Origin of the sequence: Clostridium celatum (assembly GCF_021412605.1) — a bacterium.
GTDB classification, from domain to species: domain Bacteria; phylum Bacillota; class Clostridia; order Clostridiales; family Clostridiaceae; genus Clostridium; species Clostridium celatum.
In genome coordinates this window covers 49276-66777 of record NZ_JAJKGM010000017.1, presented here as the reverse complement: position 1 = coordinate 66777, position 17502 = coordinate 49276, and the positions used below count along the sequence as shown (strand labels likewise).

Here is a 17502-nt window from a genome sequence, read left to right as displayed (position 1 = left end):
TATTCCAAATCTACCAACTAATCATACAAAAAAGAGTAGATAGATTTGTTTTTTACACAAATCTATCTACTCTCCCTTTATCTACTGGATTTTTACTTGTATTTTTATTTATAATCAAATTTTACTGATTAACCGGTAATACTATAGTAAATTCACTACCTTGTCCTATATTACTTTCTACCTCTATACTACCTTTATGGAGCTCTATTAATTGTTTGCTTAATGTTAATCCTAGTCCACTTCCTCCATATTCTTCTGAAGTAGTAGCATATGCTTGATCAAACCTATTAAAAATTGCTTTTTGTCTATCTTTAGCTATACCTATTCCATTATCTTTAACAACAATCTTAACTTTATTGTTTAAATCATATATCTTAATTTCTATTTTTCCGCCTTCTTTTGTAAATTTTACAGCATTTGATAATAAGTTTAATATTACCCTTTCAATATCTGATCCATCACACTCTATTAATTTTTCTTCTACTTCAGGATCTATAACTAATTCTATACCTTTACTTTCTATATACTCCTTCATTGATAATGAAATTTCTTCAACTAAATATACTATATCATTTTCCTTTATATTTAACTTATAGTTTCCTGCATCAATTTTAGATGTATATATTATATTATCTATTAAAGTAAGAAGCCTATTAGAGTTTCTTTTTATAGTTTTCATATAATCTCTAATCTTATCCTTTGGAATATTTTCATTATTTTCATTGAGCTTATCTATTAATTGCTGAGTAGATACTATTAAATTTAATGGAGTTCTAAGCTCATGAGATAAATTTATAAAATAATTATTTTTATATTTTTCATCCTTTAATAATCTTTTATATAATTCTTGATTTTCAATTAACTTTTTATTTAATTCTAAACTTCTTTGCTTAACCATATTATCAAGTATTTTTACTCTATTCCATACTATATATACTAAAATAACTGTCACTAATCCGTATATAAGATATGCAAAAGGTGTTTTCCATGGAGCAGTTCCTACTTTTATTGCTATAGATGTAACTTCACTCCACTCTCCATTCCCATTTCTTCCTTTAACTTTAAATGTATACTCTCCTGGATATAGGTTAGTATAACTTACATAATTCTTATTTCCTAAATTGACTTCTTCTTTATCTAACCCTTCTAATTTATAAGAATATTGAATCTTATTTGGTGTTGAATAATCAGGCATAAAAAATTCGAATCTTATTTGATTTTCATTATATTTTAATTTTATATTTTCACTTAATTCTAATTTATTATTTGCACTTTCTATACTTTGAATTTGTACTTTAGGTATATTAGAGGTTACTTTTATATCATTAGGATAAAAAGAGGTTACCCCCTGTATTCCCCCAAAAAACATCTCTCCGCTTTTACTTTTGTAATATGAATATTCATTAAACTCGTTTGATTGAATTCCATCAGTATAATTAAAATTTATAAATTCATTTTTTATTAAATCAAATTTACTTAACCCATAATTAGTACTAATCCATGGATTTCCAAATTCATCAAACAAAATTCCATATATAAAATTATTAGCTAAACCATCTTCCTCTGTAAATATATCATATTTACCTGTTTTTTTATTTATTTTTACTAAGCCACAATCTGTTCCTATCCATATTATATTTTCTACATTAGAACTTATAGTCATAATAATATTGTAGCTTTCATCTTCTAAACTATATATACTAAACTTTCCATTTTTATATCGTACTAATTTATTTTCATTCGCTACTACAAACCATATTTCTCCATCATTATCTTGATAAATATCTCTTATAGATAATTTATTTAATCCTAAAGATTTCAAATCATTATTATAGCTTTTAAATCCATTTTCTTCATCATAACTACATAATCCCTCTACAGTTCCTATCCATAACTGACCTAAATCATCTATACATAAGGACAACACATCATTATTTACTAATCCATCCTCATCTCCAAACATTTCTATTGTATTAGTATTTTTATTATATTTATTTAATCCATGTTGTGTTGCTATCCATATATTATTCTCATATCCAACTATATCTCTAATAAGATTATTACTAATTATAATTTCTCCTTCATAATCTTTTTTATAATCTAATCTTATAACCGTATTATTTTTTCTATCTAATATATTAACACCATTAAAAACTGTACCAATCCACAACATCTCATCATTATCTTCATATATTCCAGATATGTGGTTATCACTTAATGAATTATCATCTAAAACATTATTTCTATAATTTATAAAATTATTATTAGGATTAAATATACTTATGCCTAACGTACTTCCAATCCATATCATTCCTAACCTATCTTCACATAATACCTTTACTTCATCGCTTAATATGCTTGATTTATTTCCTCTTTCATACTTCCAAGTTTTAAATGTCTCACTTTCTTTATCAAACTTAGCAACTCCCCCTTCTGTACTTACCCATATATTTCCCCTAGAGTCACGTAGTATATCTGTTATTACTAAACCTGGAATACTTGTTGCTTCTTCACTATGCATATATCTATCAATTTTTCCTGTTGATATATTAATTCTATTTAAACCTCCATAATATGTACCAACCCATAAATATCCTTTATCATCTGCATATAATTTATATATATAATTACCACTTATTGTATTACTATCTTGCTCATTTTTAAAATAATGTATTACTTTGTTATTTTTTTTATCTATTTTATTTAATCCATTTGACGTTCCTACCCAATAATCACCATATATATCTTCTGTAATTGTATATACCTTTTGATTACTTAATCCATTTTCATCTTCATCATATATTCTAATAAAATTATCATTTTTTCTATCATATTTATTTAATCCATTATCTGTTGCTACAAATATATCTCCATTTTTAGCTATTAATATATTTCTTATTCTATTATTAGAAAGATTACACCCATCAATATTAGATATGTATCTTATAATTTTATTACTTTTCTTATCTATTCTATTTAATCCAGTAGCCGTTCCAACCCATATATCTCCATTGAAATCCTCTTTTATATCAATAATAAGGTTCCCAGATAAAGTCTCCTTATCTTTCTTACTACTTTTATATACCTCAAATTCATGTCCATTATATTTATTTAATCCCTCTCCTGTTCCAATCCACATATAACCTTCACTATCTTGACATAAAGAATAAACTGTACTTTGTGATAATCCATCATCTATAGTTATATTTTTAAAACCGTTAATATTCATTTTTATAGTAGCTGAAACCTCTATGCCAATATATTGAAATATCATAATAAATAATAATACTAATAATAATGTTCTTTTGTTATTTTTCTTCATATTGTTCCCCTCATTTGTCTTCATTGAATATTACGTCTTGAATATTATACCATTTTTAAGTATTTTTTTGTTATATTAGAAATATTTTTCGATTAATTTATAAAAAAATAAGACTAAATTAAAAATTTAGTCTTATTTTTCGTATTATTTACTTACTTTGTGTATTCTTTCTAAATAAAATGTAATTATCATGGTCATTGCATAATCATAAATTAAAAATATAGGTTGAGCAACTATCCATAAAACAATACTAGCTATTAAACTTGTAGAAGTATCAACAAACTTTGAAACTAATGTTTCTAATCCAGCTACTATATTTATTCCTAGAATATTTTGCATTATTATAAATCCTATTAAAAAAGCTATATTAAAAAATAATAATTTTAATATTATTTCTATATTTTCTTTTCTCATTCTCTCTATAAAATATTTTATTATTCCATATACTCCAAAGAAAATAAAATATAGTAATCCAATATTAATTGGCACTAAGAAAAAAGCAATTAAACTAGATGAAATATAAACAAATATTGATGTTTTAACATTACTTCTTATAATACATACTGGTATTATTGCTGAAGCAATTGTTAATATGGTTAATGTACTTATAGGTAAAATTGATGCACTATATAAAATTATACTTGTTAGCGCAACTAATATTCCACCAAGTGATATGTCCTTTGCCTTCACTTCATTTCACCCCACATTTAAATTTATGCTCAATACTTTAACAGCATCCTATAAGGTCTCCTCCCATACATTCACACATTGAATCTAGACACCATAAATTCATACAGCAATCGCATGTATCCATACCACTTTGAGATGTTCTGTATGGTTGACTATATCCTCTAGTTCTAGCTTGTAGTTGGCTTAACGCTTGCCTATATTCAAAATTATTAGGATCCATAGAGCATGCTCTTTGAATGTTGTTATATGCTGATTCAAACCATCCCTTTGCCATCATCACTGTTCCATATAAATAATACCATTCAGCATCCCTATCTCTTATTGAATTTAATTTACTTTCTGCAACCGAAATATTTCTCATTTGAATTAAACTTCTTATTTCTGAATAAATTGCTGTGTTATTACTATATGTATTAGATTCATTATTATTTGAATTATATCCATTTGATGATGATGTATAGCTTCCACTTCCACCGTTATTTTTTAGCATTTCATAAGCCTTGTTTACTTCAACAAGCTTTTCTTGTGCTAAATCCTTTAATGGGTTATCTACATATTGATCTGGATGATATTGTTTTACTAATTTTCTGTATGCTGATTTTATTTCTTCTTGTGAAGCTCCTGGCTTTACTCCTAATACCTCATATGGATTCATTTTTAACAACTCCTTTTTATCCTTTAACCACTATTCTAATCCACAAAACTTAAATTTATCTTAATTAGTTTTTTTCTTTTCCTTACAATTACAATTATTTATTATCTTTTCATACTTATCCATCATTCCAAGACTTATTATATTTTCGAGTATTTCCCTATTTCTCTTTAAAGGTAACTTATCTAAAGACTCTCTACAATTATATCCACAATTAAGAATAGTAAATTCCATCCTTGGTTTAATTTCTATTAATAATTCTTCATAACTCTTGTTATTTTTATTGTATAAAAAATTTATAGGATTAAATTTTTTCTTTTCTATATCTTCTTTTAAATCATCCATTGCATCTATTAAATAAATCCATTTTCCAAGGGCATATCCTAAGTTATATAACTCATATCTTAAATTTTCAGAATCATCCTCAAAATTTTCTGGATACATTTCTAATATTTTGGCTACTATTAAAGCAAAAGGATGTGAAATCTCATCAATAGAATTAAAATTCTTATTCTTTTCTAATCTAGATAATTCATTTAAATTTTCTTCTATTATATCATTAACTTTAGTAACATTTCTGTTAAATTTTCTTTTATATGGCGATAACATTAAACTTTCAACCTTACTTTTTAAACTTTTATCGTCATTTACATCATCTAATAACTTATAATAAACTAAAGATACATTCATAGCTGCTGTGTACTCTAATGACTTATTGCTTATAATCATAGGTTTATTTTTTAAAGGGTGAGCCATACATCTTTGAAATTTTATTTGTGGAGACTCCTTATGTAAACCATCTAATAATAATCCTAAAAAAGTCATATCATAATTTAAAGTTAATCTCGGTAGATTTCCAAAATTCTCTTTTATATGCATACAAACACCACAATAATAACTTCTAAAGAATTCATATTCTCTTATTTTTAACTCTGGTTTAAGTGGAGTTACATATCCAAACAAACAATCACTCCTCACATTATTGTAATTAATATAAATTCAGTATAATTTATTTAAATTCATTAATCAAATTATACTAACAATATTTTCTTATTTTATTACTTATAATGAAAATAAAAAATCAAAATATTTTGCTTCTAACAATACTCTTGTATTCCACAATATATTTTGATTATTATTTATTTAATTTATTATTTTTAAAATTTTCCTGTACGTCCCCCATGAGTTCTTCCTGAACTTGATTTATGAACCGTAGTCTTTCCACCATTATCATTATTTTTTTCAATCTTACTCCTAGTAGTATAGGTATTTATAAATATATCCTTCTTTTTATTAAATTTTATTGAATCTCTATCAACATAATTTATACTTGATGTCGCTTTTGGTGATTTATATGAAAATACTACTATTAAACAGGCAATTGTTGCTGCTATAATACCAACTATTAATGCAATAATTAGTACTTTTATTACATTAGTGTTTTCACTGTATAACTGTTGATTCTCTACAGTTCCTAAATCCATATAGTATTTAATATCCGTCATAAATATTTTAAATCCATCTAAATACTGCTCATTACTTAAATATTTACTAACATCTTCAATTATTGAATCTAATCTATTATCATCAAAATAATTCAAAGCCTGTCCTTCTGTTGATATGCAAATATCTCTTTCTTGCATATCAATAAGTAGCAATACTCCACTATATTCTTTTCCAATTCCATAATTGTTTTCTTCGTAAAAGTCATCGGCAAAGCTTTGAGCATCTTTTCCACCTAATCCATCACTAGTTACAATAGCTAAATCAATTTTATAATCTTCCTTGAATTCATTTATACTACTTACTAGCTCTTCCTTTTCCAAATCAGAAAGTAACCCTGCATTATCTACTATTGGAGATGCTACAGCTAATGCTGAAACTTGAAATGAAATTATAAATATTAACAAACTTAATAAAAATAATATACTTCTTTTTAAGCACTTCATAAAATCATCCCTCCTAGAAACACAGCTAGAAATACTATACAAAATACAGTTATAAATAATAGTGCTAATTTCTGCTTTGAAATAGGTAAAGTTCCAAAAACTTTACCGTCTTGTCCATTCATTACAAAAATATATTCTTTTTTATCTGTACTATAAGTCATCATCCATACTGGTAATAGAGCATAATTACACTTTGTTTTATTAAAACTAATATGACTTTCTCTCATTTCTGTAGAAGAATACCCAGTTATAGATTCATTTAAAATTTCATTAGTTCCTTTCTTAATTCTATCTTCAATCATTGGTAAAACTTCTTCCTTTTTCATATCATACTTTTCCGAAATAAATCCCGGTAAATATGCTATTGAAAATTCTTTTAAATCACTGTAATTATAGGGTTCTATAGCCTCCATTACCTTATCATTCATTTTATTAGATGCATTATGTGGAACATTTTTAAAATTCAAATCAGCTTCCCTATAAATATCATAAACATCAGTTTTTACATACTTATAATCTCCACTTGTCCACACTGTAATTTTCTTTCCTCTAGCACTTAATTGCCCTGTAACAGATGAGTTAATTAACCAAAATGGAATATATATACCCGTTATCTTTTCCAATTGCTTATATGATGTAAATTCTCTAGATAAAAACCATTTACTTTTACTCCACTTTATAAATTCCTCTATTGCCGTATCTTTATCAATTTTAAAAGGAATTATTTTAGATGGTTTAAAATCTCCAGTAAACTTATCACTCATTACTATAGGACCATGACAATAGCAGCAAAAAGTGGTTGTTGTATTATTATCAGCTATGATTTCAGCTCCACACCTTGGGCATAAATATAGTGAGGCTTTCTTTTCTATATCATCTAATTGATTATTATAAACTTCTTCTAAATCTTCTTCTGTTATATGTTCTTTTTTTATATCATGAAGTTCTTCTATTTCTTCTATATTAAATTCACTCAAACAGAATTCACATTTTCCTTTTTGTGAAATCGGGTCAAATTTAATCTCAGCTCCACAATTAGGACATTTATAAGAAATTGCCGCCATACTACTCCTCCCTATATTTAATATTTAAAAATTATTTCTCTTAGTTAATTATATAAAAATTACATCGTAACTATTAACACTTTTTTTCAATAATTTTCATTTAAAATACTACTTCTTCATTTTTAAATTTAATAGAACACCTTATTATATTTTGTCTATATTTTTTTCATTAACAATTTTATATTTATACAGGAAAACTTGTTATATTTATCCTAATCACTTTAAATCTTTTAAATCTTTTTATATCATCTCAGCTATTATATTTTGTAGCCTTATATAGATTTGGTTAATTTTAGAATTTATTTTTTGGATTATTTTCACTTGTATTTTTATTCCATGAAAATTTGACAGTTATTTTTTCTTATAGTATAACCTATTTGCAGACGGAGGAATTAAATTTAATAATTTTGGAGGTGTTTTTTCTGTTTAAGAAAATTATTTCATTAACAACTTCGTTAGCTATATCAATTTTAGGTATAAATGAATTTTGTGCTAGTGCAAGCATGTTAATAGATTCAAATAATAAAGTTGTTAATTCAAATTATATTAAAATTAATGATAATAAATCAGATTTATCTAAAGAATTATCTAGCATCACTAATTCAAATATTTTACTAGATAACTCTATAGATAATACTGTTAAAAATACTTCAACACAAACTATAGTTCCTACATTTGAAAATATATTACAAGATGTTAATAATTATGAACTGAATAAAAATATCGATAACTCTCAAACAGAGGAAAATGTAAATAGAGCTATAGATGAGAATACTGATACTTCTATATCAAATAATACAGAAGTATCAGAAAATAATATAAGTCCATATAAAGCTACTTATACAATGGAAGCTACAGCTTATACTGGTGGTGATTATACTGCTATGGGATTAAAACCTACTCGTAACCCTAATGGTCTTAGTACAATTGCTGTTGATCCATCAATAATTCCTCTAGGGTCTAAAGTTTATATACCTGGTTATGGGGAAGCCATTGCTTCTGATACTGGTAGTGCCATAAATGGATATATTGTAGATTTATATCTTAACTCTTATGATGAGTGTGTATCTTGGGGGAGACAATATGTTACTGTTAACATATTAGCTTATCCTGGTGAATGGTAAATAAAAGTTTTATATCTAAAAAGATGTGTTAACTTAGTTTATTCTTTATTAAAGTTTATATTCTATATTTTTTTATTTAACTAATATTTTTATTACTTTTAAGCAATACTATTTAAGGTATTGTTTTAAAATTAATATATTTCTAAAGGAGTATTTCAATATGTTAAATAAAAAAACTATCTTTTGCCTTCATAAGTATAACTGTGAAAAAATTAAAAACTTATGCTTCAATGGTGGTTTTTATCAAAAATTCACTTGTGTAAAATGCGGAAAAATAAAAAATTACTATTGGTAATCCCAATAGTAATTTTTTATTTTAGTATTATTTAATTAATTCTGCATATTTAGCTTCAGCATCAGAAGAAACTTGACTATTAACTATAAATAATGAAACTAAATTTCCATTTACTTCAACTTTAGCATTTTCAGCAACTTCCTGTTCCTCTGGATAGAACGCACTTCCTATTTTATCTTGTAAAACTTGTTCAACTGAAGCTTTTACAGCATCAACTTTTCCATCCTTTGCTTTAACAACCATAATAAATCCTGGCCCTGGTGAAATTTGAGTTTCTAATATTCCATAGTCTTCTACATCATCTAAATTTAAATGATAAATTTCATTTGCCATAGTATCATCTATTTCTGCTGGCATTCTTACGTATCCCTCTTCACCTAACTTTTCAACAACTTCTTTTGCTGATACTGAAGATGCTTGTTCAACTGAAGAACCATTTCCTACATTTTTATTTCCACAACCAGTTAATGTTGCACCTACCATTATTGCAATTAAAGCACTAACTAATAATTTCTTCATTTTTATAACCTCACTTTATATATTTTGCTTATGTTATTTTTTGTTTCATTCCATTAGACTATACTAAACATAAAAATGTTCCTTAAAAATAAAAAATTTTTTAAAAAAATTTTTATAATAATTCCACTTCGACAATTTCCATTTATTTACATTTACTCTTATTTTGTTTATACTTTATATAGATAGTATCTCAAAATAAATACTTAAGGAAATGGGGTGTTATTCATAGAAAAAAAAGGATTTGATTTAAATTACAAAAGACAATTGCTTTATAGAAAAAAAAGAAAACGTAAGTTTATTTTACTTATAAGTACAATATCTCTTACTTTATTTTTCTTTTCACTACTACCTATAATAACTATTATGTCTAACAGCAAAAAACCAACTGTAAATTTCAACTTAGCAATACCAAAAGCTGTAGAAGAACCACGTTATACTATTTGTATAGATCCTGGTCATGGTGATTGGGATTATGGTGCAATTGGTGTTAATGGAACTGCTGAGAAGGATATTGTTTTATCTGTTGCCTTAGAGCTTGGTAAATTATTAGAAAATGAGGGTAGTTTCAATGTAGTTTATACTCGTGTAACAGATTCTATTCCTTGGATTGACTCTGCCAACGATAGTCTAAAAGAAAGAATTAATATTTCTAAAGTATCTAAAGCTGATTTGTTTATCTCTATACATTGTAACTATAGTTCTGATTCTAGTGATACCAAAGGAATAGAAACATGGTATAACCCCAATGATGAAAAAAGCTTATTACTCTCTCAATATCTTCAACAATCACTTGTGGATTTAGGATATTCAAGTAATAGAAATGTTAAAGCTTATGTTGATGGAGAAGAATTAGCTGTATTAGAAAAAAATACTGCTACCTCTTCACTTGTAGAACTAGGTTTCTTAACAAATATTTCTGATGAACACTATTTATCATCTAAATCAGGACAAGCTAATTGTGCAAATGCATTATTTTCTGCAATTGTTGAATATAAAAATAACTTAAATATAGACAAAGGTACGGAGTAGTAATTTTTCTTCTCCTTACCTAATTTTTGCTTATAACTTAATTTTTAATAGTAATTTCTATATACTATTTTTCCTCGTTAGTATCTTGTTCCTTATCCACAGTCTCTTGTTTCTTATCACCTAAATACCATTTAGCTACTGTTGTAGGATTACTTACTATTCCTGCTGCAACTAAAACAGCTAAAATTGCATTAGTTAATTCGCTATATTCTTCTGGAACAACTTTTACTCCAAATGCATTTAATACAAGAGGAATTAGAGCAAAAATAGATACCCATAAGCCATAATTTTTAAAACGACTCCAATCTATCTTCATCTTTATCACTCCCTTATACTATCAATATATAATTTTATTTTTATCCTGCTATACATTACTTCTTAATTTTTAAAATTAACTTATTTTTTAACCACTAATACTAAACTTATATTTTATAATCTTAATTTCTTCCTTTAATATTAATTATTAAATCTTTATATAAAAATAAAGCCATCTTAAAATAACTTCGTTACTTTAAAATGGCTCTTAATAACTATTTTATCGTTAGTGTATATGATGAGTTAAACTTTTCTCCAACTGCTAACTTTTGAATTCCTTCTTTATCTTTTAATTCACCATTAAAATCTTCATAATCAGCATGTCCATACCATGGTTCTATACAAACAAAAGGTGCTCCCGTTACCTTTGTCCATAATCCCATATATGGAAAACCAGTAAAGTCCATAGTTATATATTTATCATGATTTCTCGACTTTATGCTTATTTTGTTAGATTTTAAATTTTCAAATACTAATGCATCATCTTTGAATAAATCAAAACTTAAAGGTATAATATTTTCATTTTTTAAACCTGGTTTTTTTTCACGTTTAATATAACCTTCAGGACCTACTACCTTTTGTTGTAAATCCTCTTTTTCATTAAACTCAAAATAATAATCTTGTATTATCTCTCCCGGAAGAATAGGACACATAAATGCTGGATGTGCTCCTATCTGGAAATATATATCTTTATCATCTTTATTTTCTACTATATAAGATGTTACAACACTCTTCTCTAAAAGTGTATACTCTATTTTTAATGAAAATTTATATGGATAAATATCTAATGTTTCTTCCGAATATGTTAATTCAAAAACCAATTTATTATCAGTTTTTTCTATTAATTCAAATTCCCTAACTCTTGCAAGACCATGTTGTGGCAATTTATACTCCCTGCCATCTACTCTGTAAACTCCATCCTTTACTTTACCTACTATTGGAAATAAAACTGGGGCATGATAACTCCAGTAATTAGAATTACCATTCCAAAGATATTCTATATTACTTTCTTTTTCTGTAATATTATGAAGTTCAGCTCCGTGAGAACTTGCACTTATTCTTATGTTATTATTCTCCAATGTATATATCATAACTTCTTCCCCCTATACTTTTCTACTAGCTAGTTATTATTCTAATAACCTCATATACTAACTAATAAATTCTTATCTTCATTTTATAGTATAAATTATACTTATTAATTTAACAATATTTTTTGTTAACAATTACATAAAATTTAAATATCTTTTTTATTTTAGTGATAAATTGCTAATATATAACTTTAATATTATTAAATTAAGGTTAATTATCTTGTTATATTATAAATTTGGAATTGATTCCAATTTAAAAATACAAAATCCTCTGAAATCTATTGTAAATTTTTACTAAGTAACATATAATAATAATACATATGGAAAATGTTAGGAGGGTTTTGGTGTGGAAAATAACATTAAAAATACAAAAGAATCATTTCAAATATTTTTAGAGGAGCGTAATATTCCCGATCCAGATGAATTGCTGGGAAAAGCTCTTAGATATCTTAAGAACAAAGGTCAAATAGTTGAATTTAAAGGTTTTAATAAAAATAATGATGCAATCGTTGAAATAGATAACACACTATATAAATTTGATAAATGTTTCGGTCTTTGGCAATCAGCTAAATTCACAAAAATAGAAGATAACTATGTAAGTACTAATAGCACTACTAGAAAAACTAAAATAGAAAGTTTTTATTTATAATCTCTCTATACACATATGTAAAACTTTATCTATAAGCCTTAATTTATTTATAATTTCTAAATCTAATCCAAGAAATAAAGAGTTTGTATTTTCATATACAAACTCTTTATTTCTATTTCTTTACTCTCTCTTCATTTTCAGTTTTTTTAACTACTTCCTTATTATTTTCCTTTTTATCCATCACAGTCTTTTGCTTTGCTTGCGGCTTTGGTGGAAGTTTTTTTATAAATTTACCACCTATACTCAATTCTTCTTTCTCATTAGCTACCATTATAATTTCATCAGTTAAATCAATTGCTTTCTTTGAACAAAAATCTTTACATAACCCACAAAAAGTACATGATGTTAAATCAAATGACATTGTTATTTCTTGTCCACCCTCTATCTTTTCTACTGTTCTAGTTATAGCATTAGCTGCACATACTCGCATACAAATTCCACACCCAATACAAACATCTGCATTAAACTTTAATTTACCTCTATAATTTTCAACTCCTTTCATATCATCCAATGATTCTTCATTAGTTAATACCGGTTTAAAAATATTACTAATTCCCTCTAAAAAGTATGGAAGTTTAAACATATTCATATTCCTCTCTCTTCTTATTTAGTAATTCTATCGCTTCTAATATTCCCTTTGCTATTGCTTCTGGCTTAGGAGCACACCCTGCAACTGTAATATCTACATTAGTCCATTTATCTAATGGTCCATCAACAGAATAACTTCCTTTAAATACATTACATGATGCTGGACAAGAACCAATAGATACTATAACTTTTGGTTCTGGTACTTGCGCTAAAACTCTAAGCATTCTATCCCTTGATTGTGAAGTTACTGGACCTGTCACTACAACAATATCTGCATGCCTTGGAGAACCTGCAAGTTTAACTCCAAATCTTTCAATATCATATCTTGGTCCAAGTAATGCAACTAATTCAATATCACATCCATTACATGAACCTGTATTTACATGATATATCCAAGGAGATTTTTTTCTTCCATTTTCAATTATTGACATATGCTCTTGCCTCCCTATAGATTAAAACTTACTAATACATAACTTAATAAAGCTAGTATAGTTGGAACAGTCCAATAAAACTTAAACATTTGATGTGTTTTATATCTTCCCATAAGCCCTCTTACTATTGATAAACACAGTAATGAAATTATCGTAACAAGCACTAATAATATTAAAGTGTTAATAAGTAAATCTAATTCTAGTGAATTTGTTTTTACACCAATTCCCCCCAAAAATAGTACTACAAATAATGCACTCATTACATAAAACTTAATATTATGAGTAAGCTTGAATAAACCTAAATGTAATCCACTATATTCTGCAAGTGGTCCCTCACAAATTTCTGTTTCAGCCTCTGCTACATCAAAGGGAGCTACTCCTACTTTTGCCGGTAAAATCATTAAAAAAGCTATTGCTGCAGGAAATAATGATATAGTAAACATAAAACTATTAGTACTTTGTTGTGCATTTGCTATAGCTGATAATGAGTATGTTGTTCCTTGTCCTAATATTATTCCAGCTTTTTTACAAACAGCAAGCATGCAAGTTATAAGTGGCAATTCATAAGAAACCATTGTAACCACTTCTCTTGATACTCCAATAGATGCAAAAGGTGAACCTGAAGCCATTCCCCCTATAATCATCGCTACAACTGGAATTATTAATAAATATATTATTACAACTATATCTGCTGTACCACCAATAAATGTCCAATTATAAATAGGTAGTAATACTGGAATTATACAAATGCTCACCAATGCTATTATTGGTGCTATTTTAAATACTATTTTATTTGCATTTCTTGGAATAATAGTATCTTTCCCCATAAGTTTCACAAAATCATAAAAAGGTTGAGTAAGTTTAGGTCCTCTTCTTCTCTGCATCCTAGCCACAATTTTTCTATCTAGTCCTGCTAAAAATAATCCTACAATAACTGTAAAAATGAAGCCTGGAAATACAAGTAAATATATTAATTTATTTAAATATTCCATATTTCCCACCTCCTATAAAACTATAAACGTAACTACTATTACTACTACCAAAGTAGCTACTATCCATAAAGAATACTCATTTACACTACCATTATGCGCCTGCCTAATACTATTAAAGTATCCCTTTAACTGATGCTTCATTGCCCAAAACAAATCATTGCTTTGAATTTTAACATCCTCTCCCTTTTCTCCTCCAACGTAAATATCATATTTACATCCCTCAGTAAAAGGTGCTTTGCTATAGTTTGTACCATCTTTAGCAATTTCTCTGTACTTTTTAAATATACTCATATCAAAATTATTATTTTTAAATTCATCAATTTCCTTTCCTGAATTTTCGCCCTTAAAAGTAACAAATACTAAAACACCTAAAGTTAGTATTATAAATAGAACTAAAAAATTAGTTGGCTCATATATACCATTAGTTGAAAAGTTTATATCCTTAATAACTTCATTGCTAAATAATTCATCATATCTATTTCCTAGTGCTGAATTAACATATCCTCCTATATTAAAAATACTCTTAATAACAGGTGTTATTAAATTATTTATAATAAACTTAGGGAAAACTCCAAACACTACTGTTCCTAATGCTAATATTCCCATTGGAATTCTCATTGAAAGCGGAACTTCATTAATTTCAGTATGTTCTTCTCTTGATGGTCCAAAAAATGCACTAATTCCAACCTTTATAAAAGATGCCAAAGTAAGAGCTGAAACTACTACTGCTATTATTGAAACTATTCCTAAATTCCCACTAAATCCTGCTTCATAAATCATCCACTTTGATGCAAAGCCGCTAAATAACGGTATGCCACTGATTGCTGCTGCACCAAACATAAACATAGTCATAGTAAAAGGCATTCTTTTTCCTAGCCCTGACACCGAATCTAAGTCTGTAGTTCCTGTAGTATATAGTATTGCTCCTGCAATTAAAAATAATAATCCTTTAAATATTGCATGGTTTATCATATGATAAACTCCACCAGTCATTGCTAATACTGCAATTTCACCACTTTCTATAATTGCTATTCCAAAGGCTGTTATTATATATCCAATTTGTGAAACTGAATGGAATGCTAAAAGCCTCTTAAAATCATGTTGCAATAAGGCCATTGAGACACCTATTACCATAGTTATAATTCCCCATGCTAATATTAGATAGCCAATAGGTTCATTACTTGCTAATCCAAATACCATAAATACAAGCCTTATTATTGCATATACACCTGTTTTACTCATTACACCTGAAAGTATCATTGAAACTGATGATGGAGCCGCCATATGCGCATCTGCTGGCCAAGTATGACATGGTACCATAAATGCCTTTACAGCATATCCAACTATCATAAGTGAAAATGCCACTATCATTATAGGAGTTATTTCACCTTCCATTTTTATTAAAACTGCTATTTCTGCTAAATTTAATGTTTTAGTTTCACTATATATTAAGCAAGTTCCAAGTAAAATTAATGATGATCCCAGTGATCCTGTTACAATATACTTAAAAGCAGCTTCTACAGACTTATATTTATAATTTCTAAATGCAGTCAATGCTATTGCTGCAAATGTCATTATTTCAAGCATTACGTACATATTAAATAAATCACCAGTAAATACAAATCCTATCATACTTGAAGTTAATAATAAAAATAATACATAATATTTTTCTAGACCGTTATCCTTGCTCATATATTTTAAAGAAAATATTGAAGACAACAAACACGCTCCAGTGATTATAAGTCCTAAAAATATACCTAGAGAATCTATTTCAAGGGCTATACCATAAGCCTTTCCATTTATAGGTCTCCAATTTCCCATCCAGGTTACTATATTATTCCCATCAACTAGTACAGGTTTAACTAAAAGTAATACACATATAAAAGATATAAAAATAGCTGATACTGCTAAAATTTTTTTAAGTCTTAAATACTTATCTTTAAAAATTCCTAATACAAAAGCTAGTATAAAGGGCGTCATTATTGCTATTATTGGAAGATTATTAATAAACTCTTTACTCATCCTCTAATCCTCCTTATATCATCACTTTCTATACTTCCATAATGCTCTTTTATTTTTATTACTATAGATAGTGCTAATGCTGTAACGCAGGCCCCTATTACTATGGAGGTAAGAGTTAATGCTTGTGGAATAGGATCAACAAAAAATGTACTATTATCACTAAATATTGGTGCAGTCCCATTTGTTCTATATCCAATTGAAATTAACAACAAATTAATCCCTGAATCTACTATTCCCATTCCAATTACAATTTTTATTAAGTTTTTCTTTAATACAATTATGGCAATACCAATTGATATTAAAAGAAAAGCTCCTATATAGTTAATTGTCATTTACTCGCCCTCCTTTTTCTTTAAATTTGCCAACATAATTAGTATTAAAAAAGAAACACCAGCAAAAACCTTAAAGCCTACTGCAAAATTCATTAAGAATATACTTCCTGATGAAAACAAATTTCCCGGAATACCCTTTTCCAATATATTTCCAAAGAAAACTCCAGAACTTAATAATCCTATAAAAGCTAAAATTATGAATCCTAATGCTCCTATATCTTCAGCGACTTTAAATGTATTCTCCTTTATTCCTTTATTTATACCTTTAGATCCATATCCAATATAAATAGTGGAAATTGCACCTGCTATTAACACACCACCTTGGAATCCGCCTCCTGGTGATAAATGTCCATGTATTATTATATAAAGTCCTAATGTAAGCAAAATTGGTAATACCAAATTTGTACAAGACATAAGAATTGAATCTCTTCTTTTTCTCAT

The 17502-nt window shown here is 27.0% G+C and carries 17 protein-coding genes and 1 pseudogene; 3 read left to right on the top strand and 15 right to left on the bottom strand.

Going from position 1 to position 17502, the window contains the following annotated elements:
• Nucleotides 1-121: 121 nt before the first annotated feature.
• The 6 genes from LPC13_RS08985 to LPC13_RS08960 all read right to left on the bottom strand — a co-directional run bounded on the left by LPC13_RS08985 (nucleotide 122) and on the right by LPC13_RS08960 (nucleotide 7677).
• A complete protein-coding gene (locus LPC13_RS08985) occupies nucleotides 122-3322 on the bottom strand; it encodes a ligand-binding sensor domain-containing protein (RefSeq protein ID WP_234088757.1) in 3201 nt (1066 codons plus the stop codon).
• A 144-nt stretch (nucleotides 3323-3466) separates the two neighbouring features.
• Complete coding sequence (locus tag LPC13_RS08980) at nucleotides 3467-4012, bottom strand: DUF2232 domain-containing protein (RefSeq protein ID WP_005210218.1); 546 nt, start codon at nucleotides 4010-4012, stop codon at nucleotides 3467-3469.
• A 37-nt stretch (nucleotides 4013-4049) separates the two neighbouring features.
• On the bottom strand, nucleotides 4050-4667 hold the full coding sequence (locus tag LPC13_RS08975; protein ID WP_005210215.1) for a J domain-containing protein: 618 nt from the start codon (nucleotides 4665-4667) through the stop codon (nucleotides 4050-4052).
• A 60-nt stretch (nucleotides 4668-4727) separates the two neighbouring features.
• Entirely contained in the window at nucleotides 4728-5627 is a 900-nt protein-coding gene (locus tag LPC13_RS08970; protein WP_195244890.1) for a DUF5685 family protein, read from the bottom strand.
• A gap of 194 nt (nucleotides 5628-5821) precedes the next feature.
• Nucleotides 5822-6613 carry a TPM domain-containing protein gene (locus LPC13_RS08965; RefSeq protein WP_005210211.1) on the bottom strand — a complete coding sequence of 264 codons (792 nt, stop codon included), beginning with the start codon at nucleotides 6611-6613 and terminating at the stop codon, nucleotides 5822-5824.
• On the bottom strand, nucleotides 6610-7677 hold the full coding sequence (locus tag LPC13_RS08960) for a hypothetical protein (RefSeq protein ID WP_005210210.1): 1068 nt from the start codon (nucleotides 7675-7677) through the stop codon (nucleotides 6610-6612). Before LPC13_RS08960 ends, LPC13_RS08965 begins: the two co-directional genes overlap by 4 nt.
• 827 nt (nucleotides 7678-8504) lie before the next feature.
• On the opposite strand from LPC13_RS08960, the pseudogene LPC13_RS08955 reads away from it, so the two are divergent.
• Nucleotides 8505-8801: pseudogene (locus tag LPC13_RS08955) on the top strand (3D domain-containing protein); the annotation flags it as partial.
• Between the two features lie 322 nt (nucleotides 8802-9123).
• Here the strand turns inward: LPC13_RS08955 and LPC13_RS08950 are convergent.
• The gene (locus LPC13_RS08950) at nucleotides 9124-9615 is read right to left on the bottom strand and encodes a DUF4358 domain-containing protein (RefSeq protein WP_005210204.1); all 492 of its coding nucleotides are present in this window, start codon (nucleotides 9613-9615) and stop codon (nucleotides 9124-9126) included.
• A 216-nt stretch (nucleotides 9616-9831) separates the two neighbouring features.
• Here LPC13_RS08950 and LPC13_RS08945 point away from each other — a divergent pair, with 216 nt between their 5' ends.
• Complete coding sequence (locus LPC13_RS08945) at nucleotides 9832-10644, top strand: N-acetylmuramoyl-L-alanine amidase family protein (protein WP_005210202.1); 813 nt, start codon at nucleotides 9832-9834, stop codon at nucleotides 10642-10644.
• Between the two features lie 64 nt (nucleotides 10645-10708).
• Here the strand turns inward: LPC13_RS08945 and LPC13_RS08940 are convergent, their stop codons facing one another.
• Both LPC13_RS08940 and LPC13_RS08935 read right to left on the bottom strand, forming a co-directional pair.
• On the bottom strand, nucleotides 10709-10960 hold the full coding sequence (locus LPC13_RS08940; protein ID WP_005210194.1) for a phage holin family protein: 252 nt from the start codon (nucleotides 10958-10960) through the stop codon (nucleotides 10709-10711).
• Between the two features lie 214 nt (nucleotides 10961-11174).
• Nucleotides 11175-12050 (bottom strand): aldose 1-epimerase family protein, encoded by an 876-nt coding sequence (locus LPC13_RS08935; RefSeq protein WP_005210192.1) that lies wholly within the window; start codon nucleotides 12048-12050, stop codon nucleotides 11175-11177.
• Nucleotides 12051-12393: 343 nt separating this feature from the next.
• Here LPC13_RS08935 and LPC13_RS08930 point away from each other — a divergent pair, with 343 nt between their 5' ends.
• The gene (locus tag LPC13_RS08930; RefSeq protein WP_005210190.1) at nucleotides 12394-12696 is read left to right on the top strand and encodes a hypothetical protein; all 303 of its coding nucleotides are present in this window, start codon (nucleotides 12394-12396) and stop codon (nucleotides 12694-12696) included.
• Nucleotides 12697-12808: 112 nt separating this feature from the next.
• Here LPC13_RS08930 and LPC13_RS08925 read toward each other — a convergent pair whose 3' ends face one another.
• The 6 genes from LPC13_RS08925 to LPC13_RS08900 are packed head-to-tail and all read right to left on the bottom strand — an operon-like array spanning nucleotide 12809 to nucleotide 17502.
• Nucleotides 12809-13285 carry a 4Fe-4S binding protein gene (locus LPC13_RS08925; protein ID WP_005210188.1) on the bottom strand — a complete coding sequence of 159 codons (477 nt, stop codon included), beginning with the start codon at nucleotides 13283-13285 and terminating at the stop codon, nucleotides 12809-12811.
• Entirely contained in the window at nucleotides 13272-13715 is a 444-nt protein-coding gene (locus LPC13_RS08920) for an NADH-quinone oxidoreductase subunit B family protein (protein WP_005210187.1), read from the bottom strand. Before LPC13_RS08920 ends, LPC13_RS08925 begins: the two co-directional genes overlap by 14 nt.
• 14 nt (nucleotides 13716-13729) lie before the next feature.
• The gene (locus LPC13_RS08915) at nucleotides 13730-14707 is read right to left on the bottom strand and encodes a respiratory chain complex I subunit 1 family protein (protein ID WP_005210185.1); all 978 of its coding nucleotides are present in this window, start codon (nucleotides 14705-14707) and stop codon (nucleotides 13730-13732) included.
• A gap of 12 nt (nucleotides 14708-14719) precedes the next feature.
• Nucleotides 14720-16729, bottom strand: coding sequence for a proton-conducting transporter transmembrane domain-containing protein (locus LPC13_RS08910; RefSeq protein WP_005210182.1), 2010 nt, complete (start codon nucleotides 16727-16729; stop codon nucleotides 14720-14722).
• Nucleotides 16726-17061 carry a sodium:proton antiporter gene (locus tag LPC13_RS08905; RefSeq protein ID WP_005210180.1) on the bottom strand — a complete coding sequence of 112 codons (336 nt, stop codon included), beginning with the start codon at nucleotides 17059-17061 and terminating at the stop codon, nucleotides 16726-16728. Before LPC13_RS08905 ends, LPC13_RS08910 begins: the two co-directional genes overlap by 4 nt.
• Nucleotides 17062-17502 carry an MnhB domain-containing protein gene (locus LPC13_RS08900; RefSeq protein ID WP_005210178.1) on the bottom strand — a complete coding sequence of 147 codons (441 nt, stop codon included), beginning with the start codon at nucleotides 17500-17502 and terminating at the stop codon, nucleotides 17062-17064. It abuts the gene before it with no gap.